This is a genomic window from Enterobacter sp. Li2LvB3 (genome assembly GCF_056156645.1).
In genome coordinates this window covers 103570-126482 of sequence record NZ_JBSICG010000014.1, presented here as the reverse complement: position 1 = coordinate 126482, position 22913 = coordinate 103570, and the positions used below count along the sequence as shown (strand labels likewise).

The following is a 22913-nucleotide window of genomic DNA, read 5'->3' as shown; positions in this document are numbered from 1 at the left end:
AAGTGCCCGGTGGCGCCTGCGCCTACCGGGCCTACAAAAAATGTCCGGCATTTCAGGACACTGCAAGTTGGCAAATGCAGTACGGGGGGTATATGACCTGGTTTATTGACCGGCGTCTTAACGGCAAAAACAAGAGCACGGTGAATCGCCAGCGGTTCTTGCGCCGTTATAAAGCGCAAATTAAACAGTCGATCTCCGAAGCCATCAACAAGCGTTCGGTGACTGACGTCGATAGCGGTGAATCCGTTTCTATCCCGACGGATGACATTAGCGAACCGATGTTCCATCAGGGACGCGGCGGCCTGCGCCATCGTGTCCATCCAGGTAATGACCACTTCGTTCAGAACGACAGAATCGAACGCCCACAAGGTGGTGGTGGTTCGGGAAGCGGTCAGGGACAGGCCAGCCAGGACGGTGAAGGACAGGATGAATTTGTTTTCCAGATTTCGAAAGATGAGTATCTCGATCTGCTCTTTGAAGATTTGGCGTTGCCGAACCTGAAAAAGAACCAGCACCGTCAATTGAACGAGTATAAAACCCATCGTGCGGGATACACCGCCAACGGTGTGCCTGCCAATATCAGCGTCGTGCGTTCATTGCAGAACTCACTGGCGCGGCGTACGGCGATGACGGCAGGGAAACGTCGTGAACTGCGCGAACTGGAAACCAGCCTGAAAGTGGTTGAGAACACAGAGCCCGCGCAACTTCTGGAAGAGGAACGCCTGCGTAAAGAGATTGCTGAGTTACGTGCGAAGATCGACCGGGTGCCGTTTATCGACACCTTTGACCTGCGTTACAAGAACTATGAGAAGCGCCCCGAGCCGTCCAGCCAGGCGGTGATGTTCTGTCTGATGGACGTTTCAGGTTCAATGGATCAAGCCACGAAGGACATGGCTAAACGTTTTTATATCCTGCTCTATCTGTTCCTGAGCAGAACCTATAAGAACGTGGAAGTGGTTTATATTCGCCACCATACGCAGGCAAAAGAGGTGGATGAGCACGAGTTCTTCTACTCGCAGGAAACCGGGGGCACAATTGTATCAAGCGCCCTGAAACTGATGGATGAAGTCGTGAAAGAACGCTATGACCCGGCGCAGTGGAACATTTATGCGGCGCAGGCGTCCGATGGCGATAACTGGGCAGATGACTCACCGCTGTGTCATGAAATTCTGGCGAAGAAAATTCTGCCTGTAGTGCGGTACTACAGCTATATCGAAATTACCCGTCGCGCCCACCAGACGCTGTGGCGTGAATATGAACACTTACAGTCGATGTTTGATAATTTTGCCATGCAGCACATCCGAGATCAGGATGATATCTACCCGGTGTTCAGGGAGCTGTTCCACAAACAAAGCTCAACCAGCAATGCATAATCCAACAGCCAGCGACATCGCTGGCTGTTTTCTTTATTCGCCCACATTAAGACAATCCAGCCGCCGGTTAATCAGAATGGTGCAGTTGCGGCCGCTCTTTTTGCCTTTATACAGAGCCATATCCGCTCGCTCCAGCACTTCCCGGAGTGGTTCATCAAGATGAACACGCGTTAAACCCGCCGAGAATGTAATGCGAATACGGTGCTCGCCCGCGACGGTTTCCACTGCAGCAATGACCCGGCGAAGCCGTTCTGCCACGATGGTTGCCGCACGATCGTTTTCGGCCTTAAGCAGAATAATAAACTCTTCGCCTCCATAGCGATAAACGGACTCATCGCGGCGAATATTGTCTTCCAGATTAATCGCCAGCGATCGCAACACCATGTCACCCGCCAGGTGGCCGTGGGTATCATTTATCTTTTTAAAATGATCGACATCGAGCAGCATCAGATATAACCCATTCTCACTGTACTGAGCATTCATGCTGTCAAAAGACTCATCCAGAATACGGCGCAGGGGCTGACCTGTCAGCGCATCGTAGCTGGTTCGCAATTGCAGCAAATGCACTTTATAGCGCGTCAGCGAATCGGTGAATGACAGCAGCGCAGTTTCAAACAGCCCGAAATTGAGCTGCTGCTGCGACTCACATTCCAGAGACGTAATAAGCTGACGACAGGCCCGATGAACCACGATATGTTTTTTATTAATATCGAGAAGGTAATTTCTGTCCCCGCCTTCCGATGCGAGCTGTTCATTCAACCAGCTCCCGAACTCGCAGTGATTATGCGCCTCACCGCAGGTGATTTCTGGCAGGTCAACATCACGGCTGGCCACAAAACGCAGCACCTTCACCAGCCATTTGAAGTGGGCATCGGTCGCGTGATTTAGCCCCCGAATAATCGTGTCTATCTCCTTGTATTTCCTGTTCATTACTTCACAACCCCTGTGATAATACCGGAGATTGATAATAACAAACCGAATTTCAACTTTTGTCACCCTGCGTATATAACCGCCAATTCTGAGGTGCGCATCGGCTAAAAGAATTGTGTTAATGTACAACGCTGCGATTGGCATAAAACAGGTAAAACGCGATGTCTGATGAAGGAAAAGGTACCGACACCCACCAGCAACTTATCGCATTGTTAACCCAACAACAGGCGCAGTTTCGCGTGGTGGAACATGACGCGGTGGGAAAATGCGAAGCAGTAAGCGAGATCCGCGGCACTGATCCTGGACAGGGTGCAAAAGCGCTGGTCTGCAAAGTGAAGGGAAACGGCGTTAAAAAACATGTTCTGGCGATCCTGGCTGCCGATCAGCAGGCCGACCTCAGCCAACTTGCCAGTCATTTTGGCGGGCTTAAAGCTTCACTTGCCAGCCCTGCGGAAGTGGATAATCTGACAGCCTGCGTCTTCGGCGCTATACCGCCTTTTAGCTTCCACCCGGACCTGACGCTGGTCGCCGACCCGCTGCTGTTCGAGCGTTTTGACGAAATCGCGTTTAACGCGGGTTTGCTCGAGAAGTCCGTCATTATGGACACCCAGGATTACCTGCGCATCGCCCGGCCTGAGCTGGTTGCTTTTCGAAAAGTATAACGACTGCGGCTGGCTAATCAGTCAGCCATGTTTTTCCAGAAAAATAACTGACGCCACCAGAATGATTGCAATAGTAAAAAACGAAGACGAGATAATCAGCGTTTCGATAAACATTTGATCGTTCATCATGCATACCCTTTTGCTGTGACTGGTACTTTTTTATCCTCCGCAAATGACAGTGACATGACAGCAATAAGATCTTTTTATAAAGGCTGTTTGCCGAAATTTTTACGCGTAAAGTAAGCAGGCTTACTTTTTTTAGCAAGGATGACACATGTTCGACCCTACCCTGTTAATTCTTATGGGGCTCGCTGCACTGGGCTTTATTAGCCATAACACCACGGTTGCCGTCTCAATACTGGTACTTATTATCGTGCGCGTCACCCCGCTAAATACCTTTTTCCCCTGGATTGAAAAACAAGGCCTGACGGTCGGGATTATCATTCTGACGATTGGAGTGATGGCACCGATTGCCAGCGGCACGCTCCCGGCGTCGACGCTGCTTCACTCTTTTGTGAACTGGAAATCGCTGGTTGCCATTGCCGTTGGTATTTTTGTCTCCTGGCTTGGCGGGCGCGGGGTAACGCTGATGAGTTCCCAGCCATCGCTGGTTGCCGGGCTTCTGGTGGGCACCGTTCTGGGCGTGGCCCTGTTCCGCGGTGTGCCAGTTGGCCCACTGATTGCCGCAGGCCTGGTTTCACTCTTTATTGGGAAGTCTTAGAAAGACCTGCCACATAGCGGGCGGGGGTTTGCCCTAACCCTTTTCTGAACATCGTGATAAACGCGGTGGTGGAGTCATAGCCAAGCGATTGCGCCACCTGTTGCACGGAACGCCCGCTAATCAGCAGCTGTAGCGCCACAATGAGCTGCAACTGATGCCGCCAGCGTCGAAAGTTCAGCCCGGTTTCTTTTACCACCAGCCGCGCCAGATTGCGTTCGCTCATCGCAAAATGGTGTGCCCATTGCGCCAGGGTCTGCCATTCGGCGGGCTCCTCGGCCATTCGTTCACTCATAAAGCGGATTTTAGGATGGGGCGATACCGGCAGTTGCAGGTGTTCCTGCGGCTGTTGCAGCAGTTCGTCAAACAGCACATCGATAAGCCTTGAGGTGGCCGGCAGCTGAAGTTCTTCGCGGGTTCTGGACGCAAGGGACAGGATAAGCTCCCGCACCAGCGGTGATATCTTGAGCGTGCAGCAGCGATCCGGCAGGCTGACCGCACCGGGTTCGATAAACAAAAAACAGAGCTGGGCGCTTGGCGTGGCTTTATTGCTGTGGGGAACCTGGCCCGGGATCCACACGGCATATTGCGGTGGTACCATCAGCATGGCGTTTTCAACTTCGCAGGTAATTGCACCACCTAACGCCAGAATCAGCTGCCCTTTGCGGTGCTGGTGTCGCGGTATGTGTTGTTCTTCTGCTACCACACGGATTCGAAACGCCACCGCAGCATCATGCTGGCTGTCAGGGTCGTAACCATCAAGTCCCAGGCCGATCATTAAGTTGTCCGATATTAGCGATAAACTGTCATTTTAGCTTGATTTCAACTCGCATAAATATCGGTATTGTGTGCCCTCGCCTCAACGTTAGAGAAAATAATGACGACTGCTGATATTCGACCTTCAGGGAAACAGGGAACACTGCTGATTGCAGGTATCCTCATGATTGCCACCACGCTGCGCGTGACCTTTACCGGCGCGGCCCCCTTGCTTGACACTATTCGCCATGATTACGGGCTCAGCACCGCGCAAACCGGCCTGCTCACCACGCTCCCGCTGCTGGCGTTTGCGTTAATCTCCCCGCTGGCCGCGGGTCTTGCCCGGCGTATTGGCATGGAGCGGAGTCTTTTTGTCGCACTGCTACTGATTTGTGCCGGTATTGGCATTCGCTCTTTGCCTTCTGCTGCGCTGCTGTTTAGCGGCACCGCAATTATTGGTTGCGGTATTGCGCTCGGAAACGTGCTGCTGCCCGGGCTTATCAAACGTGATTTCCCCGGCCAGGTCGCCGGATTAACCGGCGCTTACTCCCTGACCATGGGCGCATCGGCAGCACTTGGCTCCGCGCTGATTGTTCCCCTGGCTCTGGGAGACGCAGGCTGGCACGGCGCGTTACTCATGCTGATGACCTTCCCGTTGGTGGCCTTGCTGCTCTGGCTGCCACAGTGGCGACGCACTCCCGTCGCCACGGTGACCGCCGCGGGGGCTCTGCATAACCGCGCGATCTGGCGCTCTGCCCTCGCCTGGCAGGTAACCTCATTCCTTGGCATCAACTCACTGATTTATTATGTGATTATTGGCTGGCTGCCTGCCATTTTGCAAAGTCACGGCTACAGCGAAACGCAGGCAGGCTCCATGCATGGCGTGTTACAACTTGCCACCGCAGTGCCGGGGCTGGCCGTGCCGCTGATCCTTCATCGACTGAAAGATCAGCGAGGGATCGCAGGATGCGTAGCGTTGATGTGCGCTGTCAGCGCGGCGGGTTTCTGGTTTGCACCCGGACTTGCCCTCATATGGACAGTGATATTTGGCTTTGGCTCAGGAGCCACAATGATCCTCGGCCTGACGTTTATCGGCCTGCGCGCCAGCTCGGCGCACCAGGCAGCAGCATTGTCGGGGATGGCGCAGTCGATTGGTTATCTGCTGGCAGCGTGCGGGCCGCCGCTGATGGGGAAAATTCACGATTCGGCGGGCGACTGGCGAATTCCCTTGATGGCCTGTGCGCTCGCCTCCATCGTGATGGCCGGATGCGGTGTACTTGCCGGGCGCGATCGGGAAATCACACCCCGCTAAGCATAAGGCAGACCGGGAGGCCTGCCTTATTTATCCACGCGCTGCGCGCAGCATGGCCTGCGCCAGCACCACAGGGCGGCCATCCAGTGCCGCGCGTTCATGCTGGAACAGGGTGATCACGAAGAACGGATGCGTGACCAGCTCTGCCGCGCGAATTTCACCCTGTTCGTCCCAGCCCGTTACACGCATATCGCCACTTTCAAGCTCATGGGCAAATTCTGGCGAGACGCCGTAGTTGCAGTGATACCCTTCTTCAATCTCAGGTTTTCCGTAGGCTTTTGCAATAATTGTATTGTTGCGCAGTTCAATAGCGTCGGTTTTTTCCACCAGCGAGCAGGTTAATGGTGCAATCACCATCGTACCTTCGGTATCGGTTTCCGCATGTCCGGCGTCATCCCAACCCAGGACGTTGCGGGCATACTCAATCAGCGCGTGCTGGAATCCACCGCATGTCCCGAGGAAAGGTACGCTGTTTTCGCGCGCATAACGCGCGGCAATAAAGGCGGCTTCGGCATTTTTATACGGACTTGCAGGTACCAGCCAGATGGCATCGTAGCCCACCAGGTCTTCCGGACTGGTCAAATCCGTTGTGGCAAGCCAGTCGTAATCGGCGGTGAGTTCAAGTACAGCGGCAGCGTCATCAATTGCCAGCGGGATCGCCTGATGCGCAATCACGTCGGGATTGTAGTCGCCGACCAGGGCAATACGTAGCGTGGTTTTAACCGGGGAGTGTTCCATGAGAGGTTCCTTATGCCAGAGTATTATCAGATAACATAAGGAACCTCAGACTACCGATCTTTTGCAATAATCACAATACCTTAAAATTAGTTGGTAAAAACCCTAGTGCTATAGTGTGTAGGCCTACACATCATGGAGAGAGACGATGATTCAATGCAAACGTGTTTACGCCGAGGCAAGTTCAGAGGACGGTTATCGGGTTCTGGTAGACAGATTATGGCCGCGCGGGATCAAAAAATCAGACCTCGACTGCGATGAATGGTGTAAAACGCTGACGCCATCCAGCGAGCTGCGCAAAGCGTTTCACAGCGAGAACATTGATTTTGCTGCCTTTAGCCAGGCGTATCGGGAAGAGCTGGCGCAGCATCAGGACGAAGGACTCCGCCTTGCCGAACGGGCAAAAAAACAGACCGTCACGCTGCTGTATGGCGCTAAAAATACTGAACAGAATCACGCCCTGGTGTTAGCCGACTGGCTGCGCCATCTGAAAATCAGCTGATTGCCAGCTCGCTATGGGTTTGCGGCGCTTCGTCAGGCTGAAGTGGCATCAGGTGTTCGGGGCGCACGAACGCAAAACCATGCTGATTGTCGAAAGCGTAGACATCACCCGTCACCAGCCAAAGCGCGCGGTCTGCTGTTGACGGCAACTGGGTCATTACACCGTTTACCGGATTCACAAAACGTAAGCCAGGCTGGCACAGACCAAACAGCTCAACAGATTTACCGATATTACGACGACCAGCGGTGGTGCGCGCGCCAATGATCATGGCCAGGCTGCCCGGTTTTAACTGAAACATACTTCTCTCGCAGTGAGTATTGTTAGGTAAGAATAATCCTAAAGAGAAGTGTATCTCAGTCCTTATACTGCTGTCACCTGGCAGGTTGCGGGTGGTCGCGACGATACAGATCCCATTCATCAATCACTTCGCCGCCCGGTAATTTGCACTCCGTGCGTACCCCTTGCGGGCTTTGCACCGGAACCTGAACGCCCCCTTTTTGCAGGCAGTAAACCGAGGCAGGATTAGCCATCCCCGCCTGCGGCGGTTTTGGGGCGTCTGGTGGCGTTGCTGTTGAGCAGGCCGCAAGCGGCAGCATCAGCGCAAGTAACAGATATCTCATTCTTTATCCTTTTTTTATTTACGAAACCTTAGCCTAATCAACTGGAGCTACTTTCTCCATGATTTCTCCATTAAACCTGCACTTTTCAGCTTTATAGTGTGCTGGTTCTCGATATGACCAGAGAACATCATTCCGTAATCAAGATGTCTTTGCCCCGGTCTCAACAACGGGGCTTTTTTTCGCCTTTTCGCTAGCTCGCCACCTTAATTGCAAAGCTATTATCGCCTTTATCGACCTGGATAACTTTAAACTCATTAATAACCGCTATGGCCATGAAACGAGCGATCAAATCCTGGCGTGGTGGAAGTTGACCCCAGTAGCCCGGATGCCAACAGCATACTGCGTGCCGCAGACGTCGAGATGTACCAGGAAAAAAAGGAAAAAGCAAAACTCGCTTTCTCACTATGGATTAAGCCCGTACACTCTACGGCGTTATGTAAACCGAGACAGGTGATGGTATGAGAATTGGAATACTCTTTCCGGTCGTTATTTTTATAACGGCAGTGGTTTTTTTAGCATGGTTTTTTGTCGGTGGTTATGCCGCGCCAGGGGCTTAAATGAGAAAAACAACCATCATTATGTTGCTCATTGCCATCGTCGCCGTCGCCGGGACGCACTTTGGCTGGTGGTAATACCGCGCAGTAAAAAGGCCGCCATCAGGCAGCCTTTTTTTAACGCATGTCAGGTTTAGCTTTTGACTTTTCTGTAGATAAACAGAACAACCAGCGCACCAATCACCGCAACGGCAAAGCTGCCAAAATTGAAACCATCAACTTTACCAAAACCGAAGAAGGTACTGATCCAGCCCCCTACGACCGCGCCCACTATCCCCAGGACTATGGTTACGATAAAACCACCACCATCTTTGCCTGGCATAATCCACTTCGCCAGAATCCCCGCAATCAGCCCAAAGATAATCCAGGATATGATTCCCATAGCTTTCCTCTCTGTATGGTTTTTTGTCATTAAATCAACGACACAGAAAAGGATAGCACAGGATGAGAGAAAGGAAATTTGTGATAAGCATCACGAATGGCATTTTAGTGGGTAAACCCTTCTTTACATGCCAGCCACAAGACGAGGGATAACATCTCTTCTGGCAAACACACAATAAACGCGGGGTTGCATCTTTTGTTGAGAAAGATTATCTTTCTCAACACTGAATAGTTGAGCAAAACACTCAGGTATTCAGTACGACATTGCTCACATTGCTTCCAGTATTTCTTGCCCACTTTTGAGTGGGCTTTTTTTTTTGCGTTCAGCCCCCCCTTCCCTGGCAGGCCTGCGCAAAACCAATGCGGTTAACCGTTTATTCTCGCGGAGTTTGGCGCTATCCTTAGCGACCTGTGCACAAAGGAATGTCTTTGATAACATGAATGTATCAAGCAAGTTTGTGATTTGCCTTAACCTTGTTTCTGCCAGCACGCTACTGCTGTTGCTGTCTGCAAGGTTTGAGTGGTTCTGAGCCGTCAACGCCCGGGCTGATCTCCGGCCCGGCGTTCAGACTTGTTCTTCCTCATACACCCTGATCTCCTCTTTAGGTTTCGAGAGCAGGAATTTAATGAACTCAATATACGATACGGGTTTACCGAAATAGTACCCTTGCAACAGGTTGATTTGATTGCGGTTCAGATACTCTAACTGCTCTTTTGTTTCAACACCTTCCGCCACAATGCTTAACGACATTTTCTTCGCTATCTCAATGACACAGTCCAGCAGAATGGTCGAATCTTTCTGTTCCGATACCCGGCTGACAAAACTTTTATCGATTTTGATGTAGTCAATGGCCAGCGCATCAAGGCATGAAAGCCCTGAATAACCGGTACCAAAATCGTCCAGGGCAATTACAAATCCCGAATTATGCAGCGTATTAAGATTTTCGATAAGTTCAGGGTTATCAAGCAAGGGTTCCCGCTCTGTCACTTCCAGAACCAGCTTGATCTTTTTCCCCTTGAATCCCTGGCCAAAGGTGTTGCAGTCCCCGATAAATGTCGGGGAATTGATATGCCGGGCGCTAATATTCACCCCAATATGAAATCCATCCGGTAATTTAGGTAACAGCGGTTTGAGCTGGCTGACCACTTTTTGCATCAGCCCTTTCGTCAGCGGAATAATTAAACCACTGCGTTCAGCAATAGGGATAAATACGTCAGGGGGAATATTGCCTGATTTCGGGTGTTTCCACCTGGCCAGTACCTCCACACCGTATAGCCCACCGGTCTTACCATTTATAATCGGTTGATAGAAAGGAACAATATCGCCTTTGATGATGGCTTTACGCAGGTCCTCTTCAAAGGATGTGCTTTTACCCATATAGCGACGCCACAAAATACCCACCGCGACGGAGAGGAAAAAGACCAACAGCATAAGGCTCCACCCCTGCTGGACCAGTCGCGTTATGTTGAAGAAAACCGGTGCCTGCCAGGCCATGCTGAAGGGAAAGCGCGCAGATGGCGCAAGCATTGTCGACGGTTGCGATGACGGGAACGGGCTAACATCACCCGCGCGCTCAAGCCGCTGTTGATTCACCACCAGCGCCAGGTTTTCGGAAGTCCCCGCGATCACATCACGTACATGCGCATCGCTGACGCTAATGATGACCCGTCCGCCAGGTATCGGACGCTGAAAAACAAGCACCGGGATACCATTAATTAATCGGTTCCCGGGCAGCAGCATTAATTTTTCATCCAGTAAGGTTTCGGGGTGAATAATTAACACCCCATTGCCCGGCAAAGAGCTACACATAATAGTGTCACCCTGCTGGATCATAATTGCACGCAGATGGGGTTTAAGCGCAGCCTCAGTGCCTAACTCCAGTTGCCCACCGCTGGTACAACCCTGCGCTGCAACACGTTGCGCAGTATCGGCCGCACTCACCGCTTCATTAAGGATGGTATCTATTTTAAGGGAGCTGGATTTGGCTGCCCCGGCGACATTCAACGTCGCCATGTGCCACAGCTGCCAGTTTATAATCAGCATCCCCGCCAGAAAGAGGAATACTGCACTCAGGATTGGAATAACAGCGTTGCGCACGATTTTTCCTTAAAAAAAGAAAAAACAAGCAGTTAGTTATGTTGAATTAGAGGATTAGGCTAACTCAGCGCCGCTTATGAAGATGAATACAGCATAGCTGAGATCTCACGAGTGAGCCGCAGACCAACAGGAAAACTGATAGCGCCATCGCGAAACAAAAACGCCATCGCATAAAGTAACCTACCGTTATTACCAGGCTTGTGCCTTTTACTGCCTGTGTTAAAATTCGGGAAATCAGGAGGCAGAAGGGACGCAGAAAAATGAAAAAGATCATTGCGCTTGCGCTCATTTCAACCTTTCTGGTGCTTCTGTCTTTTTATGCTATCAATGCCATTATTCTGGAGCAACAGAAAAACAAGCAGTTTGAGATATCAGAGACACTCCTGCAATACTCCGAAGGTTTATCCCAAAGTTTAGCAACTGCACTAAAAAGCGTGACCACACAGGGATGTGATAAAGCAAGCCTGGATAATTACCGAAAGTTAAAAATTGAAAGCCTCTACTTCGGTGATATTGGTTTTATTGAGAACGGTAAAATTGCCTGCACAGCATTCTGGGGAAAGCTGGCCACTCCAATTAACCTTCCCTCTGAATTACATAAAACATCCAATGGTTTTATCCTGGCACAATTTTCGCAAAAGGATTTCTTTACCGGCAACGCGGCGATTTACAACAACATTATTATATTCACCTCGCGATACGCCTACGATAAATTTACCCCTGTTACCGCAAGTTACTCATTAAGTTCAACCACCAAAGACTTTGGCAGAACATTTTTCACTGCCAATCCGGTAATTGATAAAAGCAGTTGGCTGCCCTCCCGATTCTTTACTCTGTCGGTGACTCAGTGCAGTTCACGGTGGGATTTATGTGTGATTGTCAAGCACCATGATGCAGGTCTGGCGTCGTTATCCATTGCAATATTTATCCTGCTTACCATTGTCTTATACTTTATCTGGATATCCATTTCGCTCTATTCGTTCAGGCTTTACGAAGACCGTTTCTCACTGGAAAAGACGCTAATCAAAGCCGTGAAAGCAAACACCATCGGCGTTCATTACCAGCCCATCGTACGCCCGGGCGATAAAAAAATCGTCGGTGTAGAGGTTCTTTCCCGCTGGCGAGACAGTAACTATATGGATGTCTCACCCGAACTCTTCATCCCTCTCATTGAAAAGTTCGGGCTTTATGATAATTATTATACCAATATCATTAAGAAATCTTTCGCAGAGATATCCAGCCTCGTGAACGAACATCAGTTATTAATTTCATTGAACGTCGGGCGTATCGAAATTGAAAACGGGATGTTCAGTAAAATTTTGCGTCGCGAGTGTCTGCTCAACAACATTCCGTTGTCGCTGATCAAAATCGAGCTTTCTGAAAAAGCGGTTGCCCATCACGGTATTCTTATTGATTTTTGCAAAGAATTAAAATCAATGGGGGTTAAAATATCTATCGATGATTTCGGTGTACAGAACTCGAACATTGCAAGGTTAGCCAACCTCGAATATGACGAAATTAAAATAGACAAATCTCTCGTAGACGGCATCAGTGAAAGCCATAAAAGAGATATCTTCGTTATCTTTTGCGATGCACTTTTAAAGCTGAACAAAACGCTTGTTTTTGAAGGGGTGGAGAATGAAACACAATATGCGTTTATCTCTTCACGCTACCGTGATTCGCTGATCCAGGGCTGGTATTTTTCAAAATCACTCAGCCGAAACGAACTGTCGAAAATCCTCACAGGCTCAGTCAACTCCCCCAGTCGCTAGCGTAACGGGATAACAACGCGTCCAGTTGTTATTGATGCGCACTGCAACCTCTCCGTAACGCTGTGATCCGTGCTCAAGAAAGAACAACCTCAGGGACACAGGTAAACGTTCCGCCCCATAGCGCAGCAAAGTCGTATGCAAGAATGGCGCGGGTAACGGTGTGTGCGTGGCGCAACAGTAGCTCGTCTTTCCTGGGGGGTTAAGGACTTCTTCGCAAAAAGTCTGGCGAAGGGCTGGAGCAGGATTTTCGGGTCCAAGACTGTCGTTCACTGAACAGCAATTCAATGCCCCCGGACATCTGCGGCTGAAAACCTGTCGCCAGAGCAAACTTCTGAGGTGCATAATACGCTTGTATCAGGTTACCCGTATCTATACTCTCACGCCAAATCGCCAGCGCTTCTAAGTTGGTTGAGCTGTAGAGGTTGTCTAACTCAGGCGTTTGTATTTCATATTCCAACAATAAAGCCGTCATATTCAGGCTGTAGATTAGCCTGGCAAAATCACTCATTTGGTAAAAACGTGAAACTATCTTCAGCGGTTCCCTTGATACTCTTTTTCCTGACGCTTATGTTCGCCCTGTTCGTCGAACAGCCCTCTTCGCACGTGGTACGAAAAAAATGCCTGTGGTCCGATAGCGTCATGCTGAGCTGCATAGCAAAACATCAGGGCAAAACGTTTTAAGAGTACGGCACGGCGCTTTTGCCGTTACTCGTTACCCCATTGATTCAGGAAGTTGGCGATATCATCAATGCGCAACGCATTAATGCCAGCTTCACTGGCCATCTCTTGCTGCGCTTCTTCGCTGATTTCTTCGTTGTTCATTAAACGGGTGAGCAGCAGCTGGAAATAGTTAGCAAGCGAATCGCGCTCTGCCTCGCTCACCGTCTCAGCGGCTTCAGTCGAATACTCGTCTACGATGTCGTAGTATTTCAGGGGGATGTCGTTGTTCATCTTGTCTCTCGTCTGGCGATTAGCGGGTTCTGCAGTGCGCATCTTAAGGGTAAACGCCTGCTTCTTACAGATAAACGACACGAAAAAAAACGGGAACCCATCGGCTCCCGTTCTTGTTTAACCCAGAGTCTGGATTACATGTTCGCGATAATCGCATCGCCAAACTCTGAACATTTCAGCAGCTTAGCGCCTTCCATACCTTTAACAATCAGGTCTGCGGCTTCGAACCATTCCATATGGCGCAGCAGTAGTTTTAGTAATCAAGATTAGTCGATTGGATTTAATGGTTCACAGGCAACTATCTCAATGATTTTTACCTTCTTCATAACTAGCTGATTTTGTATGGTTTACGTAGAGTTTTGATAACCACTTTGCTGCTAAATGGAGGTAACTTTGAAAACTTCGGTCCTCATTCAGAAATTACCCAGGCAGGGTGCTCTTTGCATTCGAGATGTGCTACTGTCGATATAACAATAATCTTTAATAACTTCCCAATATGTCTCAACTACACTATCGCCTGATACCGCTAGCTATTTTATTAGGATACGGTTTACAAGGTCATGCCGAAGTTCCGCTGCCAGGCAGTGTACTCAAAGATAATGCCGAAACTTTTGAGATAGCTTGCCCTGACAATCCCCAGCAGACCACCATTGATATGAATGATTGTATGGGCACAAAACGTGATGCAGTTAAGTCTGTCGAAGCGAAGTATGTAAGCGCAGCACGTCAGCGCATTTTGGCAACACGGGATGAGCAGACCCTTAATGCCTTTGAGGCAGAAAATAAGGCGTGGGACATTCTGATTGATACGGCATCAAATGCTACTGGTGTAGAGTGGCAGGGAGGTAGCATTCAGGGGGTTAAAGCTGCTGATCGTGAAATAGCTCTGATTGAATTAAGGATTCATAACCAGTGGCAGAACTGGCTGCGCTATGAAGACTCTACCCCGCCGATACTACCGGAGCCACTATTCCAGAACGTAGAATGAGGTACTAAAAACTGCGCATGATACACCAATGTACTGTGGGTACTCTTCGGCGCTTTCACACTCTTACCCGCTCCCTGTTGAATAACACAGTTTGTTGTTAGTCACTTCAGCTTCTGGCACACTGCCGCCCTAACCGAAAAATCTCCAGCTCGTTCATCCGCTTACATCACCCCCCCCTGCATTTAAGATATCATCAAAAACAGTAATGATAATTATTTGCATCTGTATGGTATGTTGATTGCGCTTATAACAAGACATATTTCTCATAGCGGAAGGTAAGACTCAGTGCGTGGGGAATAACGTCTGGCTGCATTGAGATGCAGCATCAATACAGTTTATGGAGATAAGATGAGAAGAATTTCAGTCCGTTCAATGTTGCTGGCCTCCACTATTGCGATGTCAACCGCCACAACGGCATACGCCGATAGCCAATGGGTAGCCGCCAGCACCACCTTTCCGGGAAGTGTCCGTGCCGGATCACGGGAAGTTCCTGTTAAGCCCGGAGATAAAACGGTTATAACGATTAAGAGCCTGCAGGCGGGGGCGACCGTCACCGTGCTGAATGGCGCTGAAGTCCTGACACCGAAACCACTGACCGCTGACGAGAAGGGAAACCTTACTATTCCACTAAACGTTCCGGCCGATGCTGCTACAGGTCTTCATCCACTCACTGTGATCACGCAAAATCCCGCGAGCGTTTCGCAGGTCATGCTGAAATTATCCCAGGTTGTTCCCCCGAAAAACACCGAGGCTTTCAGGCTGCAACACGTTTCCGTCGGCGAGCGGGCTTATCAGTCGGCAGTTTCGGCCGACGGGAAGTTGTTCGTGACCTCTGCACGCGGCCCGAAGGATGGTAGCCGCCTGATGAGGATGAATGCCGCAACGCTGGCTGTCGAAGCGGAGGCTACGCTGCCTAAAGACAAAAAGGGTGGGCAGATTGGCGTCTTCGGCGTCGGTGTTGATAATGTCCATCATCATGTCTGGACGACGAACACGCTTGCCGAGACGGTGACCGTCTATGACGCCAAGACCCTTTCCGTTGTGAAAGTCTTTCCCGAGGGATCTGTCGCACATCCACGCGATGTGATTGTTGATGAAGCCCACAATCGGGCCTATGTCAGCGCGGCGTTGACCGGTTTTATCGAGGTATATGACACAAAAACGCTGGAACACATCGGTCAACTTGAGTTCGTGGTGGAGCGTGGCAAAAACCTCTTTAACAATACCGATCTTGCCCTCGATAGTGCTGGTGGGAAACTCTATGGCGTCAGCCGCGATACGCCATGGGTAGGTTGGATTGATCTTAAAACGGGCAAGAGCACGACGGTGAAGGTACCTGAGGCGCAAGGCGCAACCGACATCGCTCGCGATCCGGAGAGCGGCCGTCTTTACGTCGTTTCCCAGGAGACGAACAATGTCGTGGTTCTTGATGCGGAAGGCAAGGTTCTCGCTGATACTTACATTGGTGCCGGGGGCGTATCTGTCGTCTGGGATCCTGTGACGTCGCAGGTTTTCGCCGCCACCCGTGCAGGCGGAACCGTTGCTGTTCTGGACAAGGACGGTAAACTGGTCGCTAATATCCCGATGGACGAAACGCCAAACCACCTCACCGCCGCGACTGATGGTGCCGTTTATCTGGTGTCCATGTATGGAACTGCCGGGGATAAAGCTCAAACAGGTTCAGTGACGAAAATCACTCCTAAAAAATAGCGACATGAGTCCGCTATGTTATTCGCGGGCAGACCGGCTGACATTATTATTAGCCCCTGCCCCCTATATGGTGGGGGTATGTTCCCGATGTATCTGACCGAGATTCATATCCTCTTACTTGACACTGGCTGACGTGTATCGCTATCCATAAACACTTATTTTCAATAATACCCGGCATTGGTAAGCTCCCCACCAAGGACGTAGGGTAAAAATTAGTTTACAGAGAGGGTGACGTTCCATGGCAGTAACTCTTTCAGCCGGTTGGCGGACCAGATGTTGATGACGTGACGTAGCCACGTTTCCGGCTCGATGCCGTTGAGATCAGACTGTACATCGCTGCCGCACTGCCACCACCATCAGAGCCGAAGAACATGTAGTTACGGCATCCCAACGTAACCACACGGAGCGCGTTTTCACACAGGCTATTGTCGTTCCCCAATTCGATAGCATACAGCACCCCGATACGGCTGAGCGCCTCTGTTGTTACTGCCGTTGGATGGCGAACATGTACATCGTGGATCTTGCGTCGGACATGCCCATGCAGGCCGCTTCGGTTACCCGCCCAATTTCATAGAGGGCGTTGTAACCCGCGTACGCATCGGCCTGCAGGATACCGTTGTAGTCCGCCAGATGTCGCTGCGGGTGGATACCTTTGCGGTCGGGAGAGTAGGAGAACCACACCGCTGCTGGCACGGAGCGGACGTCGAGAATTATCAGACCTACCTGTGCCGCCTCTAACGGCCTAATGAACTTCTTCTGGTATTTAATCTACACTGTGGGTTATGACTGGCTGGCAGGAGATCTGGAAATTCAGTGAGTTGGCAATAAAACAAAGTTCATGCGCACGGTGATGAAGATGCAAAGCACGTTCAATATCATCACCTTTTCGGAGAGTTATTTCAGGTTTAAGACAAATTCCAGTGAAGCACCCTTTTTCCCCTTCAAGCATTGTGCCTTCAGCCCGGTCAATATACGAATAGACGCTTATCCCCGCTTCGGCGCATAAGTGCAGATACCATAGTTTGTGGCAGGCTGATGCCGAGGCAACAAGAAGATCTTCCGGATTCCAGCGAGCGGCATCGCCAAGAAAAGCCGGATCTGATGATCCCAAAATGACAGATTTTGAACCTGATGTTATTTCATAATTGCGATCATAGGCTTTATAGGATTCAGTACCTCTCCCTGTATTTCCTTTCCACTCAATATTCACCTGATAATGATGCTCACGCTTGCCCATGCCCGATCTCCTGATGAGTAAAACTTATTGATTTTCTTGATGTTAAGGAATTTAACTCCCGATTAACTAGACTCAATATATCAAATGGTATACCATTATTCCATGAGTTTATGGAGTAAATGATGAACCTGACCAGCCAATCCACTGCAGACCTGCTCGCTATTGAGCTAAGAAAGTTGATTAATAACGGAACCCTTCGTGACGGCGACAGACTTGTCGAAAGGGATCTTGCTGCCCATTTTTCTGTAAGCCGCATACCCATGAGAGAGGCCATCAGACAGCTGGAGCATGATGGCCTGGTTGATATTTATAGAAATCGTGGTGCAGTAGTCAGGACCCTTTCCGTAGACGATCTGGACGAGATATACCAACTTCGGGCATTACTGGAAGGTGAGGCTATTTTTCACGCTGTAAAGGCTCTGAATGAGGATACTCTGGCAAGAGCTGAACTGGCGCACTCCTTGCTTGCTTCTACGGCCGATTTTGAAAACCAGGGTGTATTGAACCGTGAATTTCATGACCTTCTTTATAGTGGATGCAAAAATCAACGTTTGCTGACGCTGATTAATGATTCCCGCAATCAGATTGAGCGCTATGAATATCTACAGCGGCAGCTGCTCGCTAAAACCCAGGCGTTTCAGGACGATCATGCTGCCATTTTAGCGGCTTGTCAGGAGCGTAACGCCGGGAAAGCACGAGATGAGGTGATTCGGCACATTCACATAGCAGGGAAGCTTTTGAAAGCATTCGTCAGCAGCAAAACTGCTTAGCGGTCCGAAAAAAAAGAAATACTGAAGGCATTCGTCCGCTCATGGCACGCAACGGACCGCCTGAAGCGCCGCGAAATATGCTATGCGCGACGCTTAAAAGTAACAAATGCGATGGCCGCAAAATAAGCGCATCAGCATGTATGGTGGATTTAACCAAAAACATGCATAGTTTCCAATTGCTTTTTTTTCATTTCATTACAAGAGGATAAAAAATTATCTTTAAAATCTGATGGGGGAGTTCTTAGTTGCTGTACTACCGCTTTATTTACTTCTAACTCCCGTAATTGTGCAATTGTGCTTCTACGAATCGAGGAGAGAAAAAAATCCCCTGCATTTTCTTTATGACTCTCCAAATAATTAGTTAGTATTTGAGACGATGCTTGAATTGCTTTTTCCTCAGAAAAACCCAAAGTAAAGCGAGCGTAGATGACATTGTATTGGTATAGACATGCTGCTTCAGCCATTTGTTTCGCTTGCTCCCCTGGGGAGGGTTGATTTGCCCACGATTGGGAAGTGACGAGCAATATAAGCAGTAACAATTGTTTTTTCATGTGTAGAATCCCTACCATTGTGAATGCAATATTTATAACTTTGAAGCCTGGCATTGACAACAACCGCTGACCTGCTCCCCGTTGACCAATTAAGACTCTTGTTCTCAATGTCCGCTCCTGGCACAGAGCAGAAGGGCTAACATCCCGCAGTCAGTAAGTAACGGATGTTTACAAGCACTCTTACTGCTGACAATGATCGCAGCCAAGATAAGATAGGTGGTGTCACTCAATCTATCCAGGTTACAGGTTCACCAATATAAGTGTGTGTGCAGCAACGGCAAGTCACCTTAACATCATTTCTCGTAATCGAAGGGTTTACCTGTTGCAGAACTCCATTCTTATCAACAAACAAACCCGGGTAAAAACTGCTTTCGCCAATGCAGACTAAATCCCTTCGCTGATGCTCATGTAGCGCGACCAACCAGAATACCGGCTCGGTGGTATCAAGACGTCCACATACTTCACTGAATATTTCATTCCACGGTTTGCCAATCTGTTTGATCAGAAAATAAAACAATGGTGTGTAGTCTCGGCCACGCTTCTGTCTGCCATGCATTGTCTCGCGCTTTACCAGTAGCTCATCTCCGACTTTTTTGCGATTGCGTTCCCACCGATACTCAGCACCTGGATTATTAGAATGATGCCGCGTCGTTGTGTTGACGCTGCGATATAGTTTACGGGACTTATTCTGTTGATGAATACGCATAGCTCGATCTCGTGCATCCTTTCATTTGTGGGTCAGTAGCCCCTTTTGGACCTGGATTCAATAGTGTGTGGTTGTATTAAAAACGGTCATACTTAAAGGCTGTCTCATTCTGCTCAAATATCGTCCTACTGACAACTACCAAAGGGCCGCTCCTGGCACACAGCGGGCATCTCAGCTTTGCCCCATCCCGGATATCTGAACTTAGCTTTGAAAAAATCCCATCACAATACCCTCTCCATGTTGCGCAGGATCCAGTAGCAGTTTTCGCTGCCGTCAATGGTCTTGTCGGCATAGTCTGGCTGATAATGTTCAATCCACTGGTTAGCATCAGCCTGGCTAAAGTGCCAGTTCTTCTCCCTCAGTCTGGCAATGAAGCTTTCCGTGCTGAGATAGAGGTAGCCTTTTGGGTTGAGCTGTATTGCCTCGATGAATGCAGCCCTTATCTCGTGTGGTCTCGGCATATAACACATCACAAAATACTGTATTCATATGGTTCTTCCCCGATCATGGTAGAAAGTCACAGGGTTACTTTATCCTTACCTTACAGAGTGATACCATTTTTAACACCTTCCTTTTACAGGGATTATAAAATGAGCATCATTTATGTTGTTGTTTTAACTTATGTAAAGCCACTAGAAGAAGTTGACTCTCAAATTTCAGAACATGTTGAATGGCTTAAAAAAGGCTACTCAGATGGTGTGTTTTTGGCCTCAGGAAGGAGAGTTCCCCGTAATGGCGGTGTCATTATCGCAAAGTGCGACAGTATTGAATCATTGGAAGAACGCCTCAGCCAGGATCCCTTCCAAAAGTTAAATATCGCTAAAGCTGAAATAATACCATTCGAAGCCACTATGAAGGCCGAGTTTCTGGAAAATATGTTCTGACCATGCATCGGCTCAATAGCTCATATTGAGCCGACCATAATGGAACATTACTGCTACTTTGAAACGTTCTTTGTTCCGGTATCATCTGGACTTGATTCTGAGCAACCGTATTTTCCTGTTCAGCGATTCGGCGCTACCGTTTGAAACCCGGTGCTTCATTGCATTCAAGATCCCATAGAGTCGTTTACGTAACGTCCGTGTAGCGCTTGTCAGTAGGGGAATGCCAACATCTTTTGCCATCGTCATCCATTCCAGCCACAGCCGTCTGCCGTGCTCGTCGTACTGCCGGTTCCAGAGTTCCCGAGTCAGTTCCTTTATTGCCCAGCAACTACTGGTATCAGTATCAATAAGACAATACAAGAAAGTAGAAGCAACATATTCAACCCTCTTTTTAACACTCAATTTAAAATCAACATAAGTTAAAACAGAATGAGTGGCCTGGTAATACGCATAGCAAAATATAGAATTGCAGGTTTTTTTAGCAATACTCAACCAAGGTAAACATTAGTATATAATTCATATATTACGATTAGTTATAACATAAGTTATTAGTATCATACAAAACGCTCAACTAACACAAAACCTACATCCAAACGACTATTAAGAATGATAGGTTGATAATTTTTAACGAACCCGGCACTAACTGTTGTAAATTTAAATAATAAAAAAAACAAATAAATTATGTATAATTACACAAAAACATATTTAAATTTAAACTTGTCATCTCCTAAAAAGATCATATGATTGCCTGACATCAAACTTTAAGAATGAAAATAATAGCAGAGGCATTAAATCATGTTTGACCATATCTTAGAGATTATTGAGGGATCTAACAAATTTATACGCGTTTATGCGTCAAATGGACAACGAATACACAGCACACTTAATAATAAACCACATGTTTACTTTCTCACCGAAGGTAGAGTGGATATCTATAGAAAAACAGACGATATTTTAATTTTCACTGTATATGCACCTTATATTCTAGGGATAGTTTTCATGTTCGAAAAGAATGATTACCATTATTTTCGAGCTTCAACAGATGCAACATTTACAGCAATTCCAACTATAGAACTGAACTGCCTGGCTGATAGTAATAATTTGTGGAAGCATTTTTTCTTAATGACTTGTGAAATAGCTTCAAACTTTTTCAAAAGAGATCAACGATTTTCATCAAAAAATGCCTACGACATTATAAAAAACAACTTAGAAGCTATATGGGAGTTACCAGAGAATGAAAGATCTCAAATTTCAGTTTTCAAATTCATTTTATCCAGAAGTACAATCTCTCGTAGTTCCTTAAATAAAGTTCTAAAAGATCTCAATGATGGTGGATATATTAAAATTCACAGAGGGAAGCTTTTAAACATTAAAAATCTACCGCTAAAATATTAATCATTTAGGGGGCAGGAAAATCTTTCGCCATAATGGTGTTGTTTCTGATGCAATTCTCTTCTTTTCATTTATGCGATAATTAGCATAAAGACAATAAATTGAGAATGGAATCAATACCATTATCGATACAATAGATATTATATTATACATGTTCATACAGCCCTTCCTTTGTTGCCAGAGCATACATATAAAGTTCATGTCTATTCTTTAAATTTAACTTTTGCAAAATATTACGCCGATGAGAGCTTATTGTCTTTTTTGTTATGTTAAGCATAATTGCAATGTTATCATCTGTTGTTCCTTCAGAAAATAAAGTGAACAAAAGAGTCTCTTTTGATGATAGCTTTTTAAAATGAAGCATATCATGAAATTCATTTTGGTTTGTTAAATCATTAAAACACTCAATATATTTATCCAGGTCATAATTACATGGCAAAATCAAAGTTTTTTCTGGTCTGTATTTTGAAACTGCATAACAATGTAAAAAATTATCTGTAATAATAATGTCTTGAGTATGATACTTATGATAAAAAATAAGTGTTGGAAGTTTTGTCGTTTGTTCAACGTTGTATGTATAAGATTCAAACACTTTTGAATCTTCAATGAGTTCCCTGATGCCGTGATATAAAAAATAATTGTCAGTAATAACGTATATTCTTAGTAATTTTTTAGAAATCATTTTATTCACCTTGAAAGTCAGAATAAATATCCTATCCCAATGATGAAAGTATCTATTTCTTTGTTATCAACAATACCCAATTCATATCCTGAATTTAATTGAATGCTGTCTGTTAAGTTGTAAAAAAAACCAGCACCAAAAGCAACTCCGTAAATCTCATGACTTTGATTAGGTTTCATTTTTGAACCAGAAGAAAGACCAGCAAGCCCATATAAGTTTATATCTTGTGTGATGTTAAACGCTATCCCCGGCATAATAGATGCATATTTGTTTTTTAAATATGAATCACCAGAACCGCTGGTACTCTGTATATAAGTACCTGATGCGACAAGTGCAAAATTATTCATATCGTGTTTAAACATCACATTCATTCCATGCATATTTTCTGCCCCATTCTCCTTGCCTATCGCATAATTCATAGACATTGAATTACTAGCAGATACACTCGTGGTAAAAACGCAAATAAAAAGAAACGCAACTGCAAGCTTAATTTTATGCATAGTTCCTCCAAAAATTTCCCTTAAATATACAGAGATAAAATTGTGTTACCAGCATATAAATACGCAAGCAAAAGTTTTAATAGCACAATAAAATGTATATTTTTGCATATTGACTAAGGATGGCAACAC

30 protein-coding genes and 4 pseudogenes are annotated in these 22913 nt (G+C 47.4%); 15 read left to right on the top strand and 19 right to left on the bottom strand.

The features are described 5' to 3' along the window. The first annotated feature begins 92 nt into the window (after positions 1-92). Entirely contained in the window at positions 93-1373 is a 1281-nt protein-coding gene (locus ACS603_RS13515) for a YeaH/YhbH family protein (protein WP_315688354.1), read from the top strand. Between the two features lie 33 nt (positions 1374-1406). On the opposite strand, the gene ACS603_RS13510 is transcribed toward ACS603_RS13515, so the two are convergent. Then, on the bottom strand, positions 1407-2303 hold the full coding sequence (locus ACS603_RS13510) for a diguanylate cyclase (RefSeq protein WP_315688353.1): 897 nt from the start codon (positions 2301-2303) through the stop codon (positions 1407-1409). A 161-nt stretch (positions 2304-2464) separates the two neighbouring features. On the opposite strand from ACS603_RS13510, the gene ACS603_RS13505 reads away from it, so the two are divergent. Then, complete coding sequence (locus tag ACS603_RS13505; RefSeq protein WP_315688352.1) at positions 2465-2965, top strand: YbaK/prolyl-tRNA synthetase associated domain-containing protein; 501 nt, start codon at positions 2465-2467, stop codon at positions 2963-2965. Between the two features lie 21 nt (positions 2966-2986). Here the strand turns inward: ACS603_RS13505 and yoaI are convergent, their stop codons facing one another. Further along, on the bottom strand, positions 2987-3091 hold the full coding sequence (gene yoaI, locus ACS603_RS13500) for a small membrane protein YoaI (RefSeq protein ID WP_315688690.1): 105 nt from the start codon (positions 3089-3091) through the stop codon (positions 2987-2989). Positions 3092-3239: 148 nt separating this feature from the next. Here yoaI and ACS603_RS13495 point away from each other — a divergent pair, with 148 nt between their 5' ends. Next, positions 3240-3686 carry a DUF441 domain-containing protein gene (locus ACS603_RS13495; protein WP_014069842.1) on the top strand — a complete coding sequence of 149 codons (447 nt, stop codon included), beginning with the start codon at positions 3240-3242 and terminating at the stop codon, positions 3684-3686. Here ACS603_RS13495 and ACS603_RS13490 read toward each other — a convergent pair. Next, positions 3670-4461, bottom strand: a complete 792-nt coding sequence (locus ACS603_RS13490) for an AraC family transcriptional regulator (protein WP_474944413.1) — start codon at positions 4459-4461, stop codon at positions 3670-3672. The two genes, ACS603_RS13495 and ACS603_RS13490, sit on opposite strands and share 17 nt — an antisense overlap. A gap of 99 nt (positions 4462-4560) precedes the next feature. Between ACS603_RS13490 and ACS603_RS13485 the strand changes: the two genes are divergently transcribed. Further along, on the top strand, positions 4561-5751 hold the full coding sequence (locus ACS603_RS13485) for a CynX/NimT family MFS transporter (RefSeq protein WP_474944412.1): 1191 nt from the start codon (positions 4561-4563) through the stop codon (positions 5749-5751). A gap of 30 nt (positions 5752-5781) precedes the next feature. On the opposite strand, the gene ACS603_RS13480 is transcribed toward ACS603_RS13485, so the two are convergent. Further along, a complete protein-coding gene (locus ACS603_RS13480) occupies positions 5782-6489 on the bottom strand; it encodes a CTP synthase C-terminal region-related (seleno)protein (RefSeq protein WP_315688349.1) in 708 nt (235 codons plus the stop codon). Between the two features lie 145 nt (positions 6490-6634). Between ACS603_RS13480 and ACS603_RS13475 the strand changes: the two genes are divergently transcribed. Then, positions 6635-6988 carry a DUF488 domain-containing protein gene (locus ACS603_RS13475; protein WP_474944411.1) on the top strand — a complete coding sequence of 118 codons (354 nt, stop codon included), beginning with the start codon at positions 6635-6637 and terminating at the stop codon, positions 6986-6988. Here ACS603_RS13475 and ACS603_RS13470 read toward each other — a convergent pair. Both ACS603_RS13470 and ACS603_RS13465 read right to left on the bottom strand, forming a co-directional pair. After that, positions 6981-7286 carry a hypothetical protein gene (locus ACS603_RS13470; RefSeq protein ID WP_315688347.1) on the bottom strand — a complete coding sequence of 102 codons (306 nt, stop codon included), beginning with the start codon at positions 7284-7286 and terminating at the stop codon, positions 6981-6983. The genes ACS603_RS13475 and ACS603_RS13470 overlap by 8 nt on opposite strands. A 73-nt stretch (positions 7287-7359) precedes the next feature. After that, positions 7360-7608, bottom strand: a complete 249-nt coding sequence (locus tag ACS603_RS13465; RefSeq protein WP_315688346.1) for a putative hemolysin — start codon at positions 7606-7608, stop codon at positions 7360-7362. 172 nt (positions 7609-7780) lie between these two features. Between ACS603_RS13465 and ACS603_RS13460 the strand changes: the two are divergent. The 3 genes and pseudogenes from ACS603_RS13460 to yoaJ all read left to right on the top strand — a co-directional run. Continuing rightward, a pseudogene (locus ACS603_RS13460) lies at positions 7781-8070 on the top strand (diguanylate cyclase domain-containing protein); the annotation flags it as partial. Continuing rightward, on the top strand, positions 8067-8165 hold the full coding sequence (locus ACS603_RS13455; RefSeq protein ID WP_014883431.1) for a YoaK family small membrane protein: 99 nt from the start codon (positions 8067-8069) through the stop codon (positions 8163-8165). The pseudogene ACS603_RS13460 and the gene ACS603_RS13455, both read left to right, overlap by 4 nt. Next, positions 8166-8240: a protein YoaJ gene (yoaJ, locus tag ACS603_RS13450; protein ID WP_395677389.1), complete on the top strand. Its 75-nt coding sequence runs from the start codon at positions 8166-8168 to the stop codon at positions 8238-8240. Between the two features lie 55 nt (positions 8241-8295). Here the strand turns inward: yoaJ and ACS603_RS13445 are convergent, their stop codons facing one another. Further along, entirely contained in the window at positions 8296-8544 is a 249-nt protein-coding gene (locus ACS603_RS13445) for a GlsB/YeaQ/YmgE family stress response membrane protein (RefSeq protein ID WP_315688345.1), read from the bottom strand. Between the two features lie 436 nt (positions 8545-8980). On the opposite strand from ACS603_RS13445, the gene yncL reads away from it, so the two are divergent. Beyond that, entirely contained in the window at positions 8981-9073 is a 93-nt protein-coding gene (gene yncL, locus ACS603_RS13440; RefSeq protein ID WP_071881227.1) for a stress response membrane protein YncL, read from the top strand. Positions 9074-9108: 35 nt separating this feature from the next. Here the strand turns inward: yncL and ACS603_RS13435 are convergent, their stop codons facing one another. Then, positions 9109-10641 carry an EAL domain-containing protein gene (locus ACS603_RS13435; RefSeq protein ID WP_474944410.1) on the bottom strand — a complete coding sequence of 511 codons (1533 nt, stop codon included), beginning with the start codon at positions 10639-10641 and terminating at the stop codon, positions 9109-9111. A gap of 260 nt (positions 10642-10901) precedes the next feature. Between ACS603_RS13435 and ACS603_RS13430 the strand changes: the two genes are divergently transcribed. Next, positions 10902-12413 (top strand): EAL domain-containing protein, encoded by a 1512-nt coding sequence (locus tag ACS603_RS13430; protein WP_315688343.1) that lies wholly within the window; start codon positions 10902-10904, stop codon positions 12411-12413. 199 nt (positions 12414-12612) lie between these two features. On the opposite strand, the gene ACS603_RS13425 is transcribed toward ACS603_RS13430, so the two are convergent. The 3 genes and pseudogenes from ACS603_RS13425 to ACS603_RS13415 all read right to left on the bottom strand — a co-directional run. Next, a complete protein-coding gene (locus ACS603_RS13425; protein WP_474944409.1) occupies positions 12613-12921 on the bottom strand; it encodes a hypothetical protein in 309 nt (102 codons plus the stop codon). A 197-nt stretch (positions 12922-13118) separates the two neighbouring features. Continuing rightward, positions 13119-13364 carry a YmjA family protein gene (locus tag ACS603_RS13420; RefSeq protein WP_182060569.1) on the bottom strand — a complete coding sequence of 82 codons (246 nt, stop codon included), beginning with the start codon at positions 13362-13364 and terminating at the stop codon, positions 13119-13121. A 134-nt stretch (positions 13365-13498) separates the two neighbouring features. Then, positions 13499-13618 (bottom strand): annotated as a pseudogene (locus ACS603_RS13415) (hypothetical protein); the annotation flags it as partial. Positions 13619-13860: 242 nt separating this feature from the next. On the opposite strand from ACS603_RS13415, the gene ACS603_RS13410 reads away from it, so the two are divergent. Both ACS603_RS13410 and ACS603_RS13405 read left to right on the top strand, forming a co-directional pair. After that, entirely contained in the window at positions 13861-14352 is a 492-nt protein-coding gene (locus tag ACS603_RS13410) for a lysozyme inhibitor LprI family protein (RefSeq protein WP_474944408.1), read from the top strand. Positions 14353-14700: 348 nt separating this feature from the next. After that, a complete protein-coding gene (locus ACS603_RS13405) occupies positions 14701-16062 on the top strand; it encodes a YncE family protein (protein WP_474944407.1) in 1362 nt (453 codons plus the stop codon). A gap of 212 nt (positions 16063-16274) precedes the next feature. On the opposite strand, the pseudogene ACS603_RS13400 reads toward ACS603_RS13405, so the two are convergent. Beyond that, positions 16275-16746: pseudogene (locus ACS603_RS13400) on the bottom strand (IS66 family transposase); the annotation flags it as partial. A 79-nt stretch (positions 16747-16825) separates the two neighbouring features. Beyond that, positions 16826-17299: an OsmC family protein gene (locus tag ACS603_RS13395; protein ID WP_182060566.1), complete on the bottom strand. Its 474-nt coding sequence runs from the start codon at positions 17297-17299 to the stop codon at positions 16826-16828. A gap of 119 nt (positions 17300-17418) precedes the next feature. On the opposite strand from ACS603_RS13395, the gene ACS603_RS13390 reads away from it, so the two are divergent. Next, on the top strand, positions 17419-18069 hold the full coding sequence (locus ACS603_RS13390) for a GntR family transcriptional regulator (RefSeq protein ID WP_474944406.1): 651 nt from the start codon (positions 17419-17421) through the stop codon (positions 18067-18069). Between the two features lie 149 nt (positions 18070-18218). Here ACS603_RS13390 and ACS603_RS13385 read toward each other — a convergent pair whose 3' ends face one another. From ACS603_RS13385 to ACS603_RS13375, 3 genes are all read right to left on the bottom strand, one after another. Beyond that, complete coding sequence (locus ACS603_RS13385; protein ID WP_182060565.1) at positions 18219-18620, bottom strand: hypothetical protein; 402 nt, start codon at positions 18618-18620, stop codon at positions 18219-18221. 226 nt (positions 18621-18846) lie between these two features. Then, the gene (locus ACS603_RS13380) at positions 18847-19326 is read right to left on the bottom strand and encodes a hypothetical protein (protein WP_474944405.1); all 480 of its coding nucleotides are present in this window, start codon (positions 19324-19326) and stop codon (positions 18847-18849) included. Between the two features lie 221 nt (positions 19327-19547). Beyond that, positions 19548-19787 carry a hypothetical protein gene (locus ACS603_RS13375; protein ID WP_474944404.1) on the bottom strand — a complete coding sequence of 80 codons (240 nt, stop codon included), beginning with the start codon at positions 19785-19787 and terminating at the stop codon, positions 19548-19550. Positions 19788-19916: 129 nt separating this feature from the next. Here ACS603_RS13375 and ACS603_RS13370 point away from each other — a divergent pair, with 129 nt between their 5' ends. Continuing rightward, a complete protein-coding gene (locus ACS603_RS13370) occupies positions 19917-20210 on the top strand; it encodes a YciI family protein (RefSeq protein ID WP_182060563.1) in 294 nt (97 codons plus the stop codon). Positions 20211-20222: 12 nt separating this feature from the next. On the opposite strand, the pseudogene ACS603_RS13365 reads toward ACS603_RS13370, so the two are convergent. Beyond that, positions 20223-20549: pseudogene (locus ACS603_RS13365) on the bottom strand (transposase); the annotation flags it as partial. A 456-nt stretch (positions 20550-21005) separates the two neighbouring features. Between ACS603_RS13365 and ACS603_RS13360 the strand changes: the two are divergent. Further along, positions 21006-21605 carry a helix-turn-helix domain-containing protein gene (locus ACS603_RS13360; RefSeq protein ID WP_182060562.1) on the top strand — a complete coding sequence of 200 codons (600 nt, stop codon included), beginning with the start codon at positions 21006-21008 and terminating at the stop codon, positions 21603-21605. A gap of 142 nt (positions 21606-21747) precedes the next feature. On the opposite strand, the gene ACS603_RS13355 is transcribed toward ACS603_RS13360, so the two are convergent. Beyond that, positions 21748-22284, bottom strand: a complete 537-nt coding sequence (locus ACS603_RS13355) for a response regulator transcription factor (protein ID WP_474944403.1) — start codon at positions 22282-22284, stop codon at positions 21748-21750. Positions 22285-22301: 17 nt separating this feature from the next. Further along, positions 22302-22784 carry an outer membrane beta-barrel protein gene (locus ACS603_RS13350; protein ID WP_474944402.1) on the bottom strand — a complete coding sequence of 161 codons (483 nt, stop codon included), beginning with the start codon at positions 22782-22784 and terminating at the stop codon, positions 22302-22304. Positions 22785-22913 lie beyond the last annotated feature (129 nt).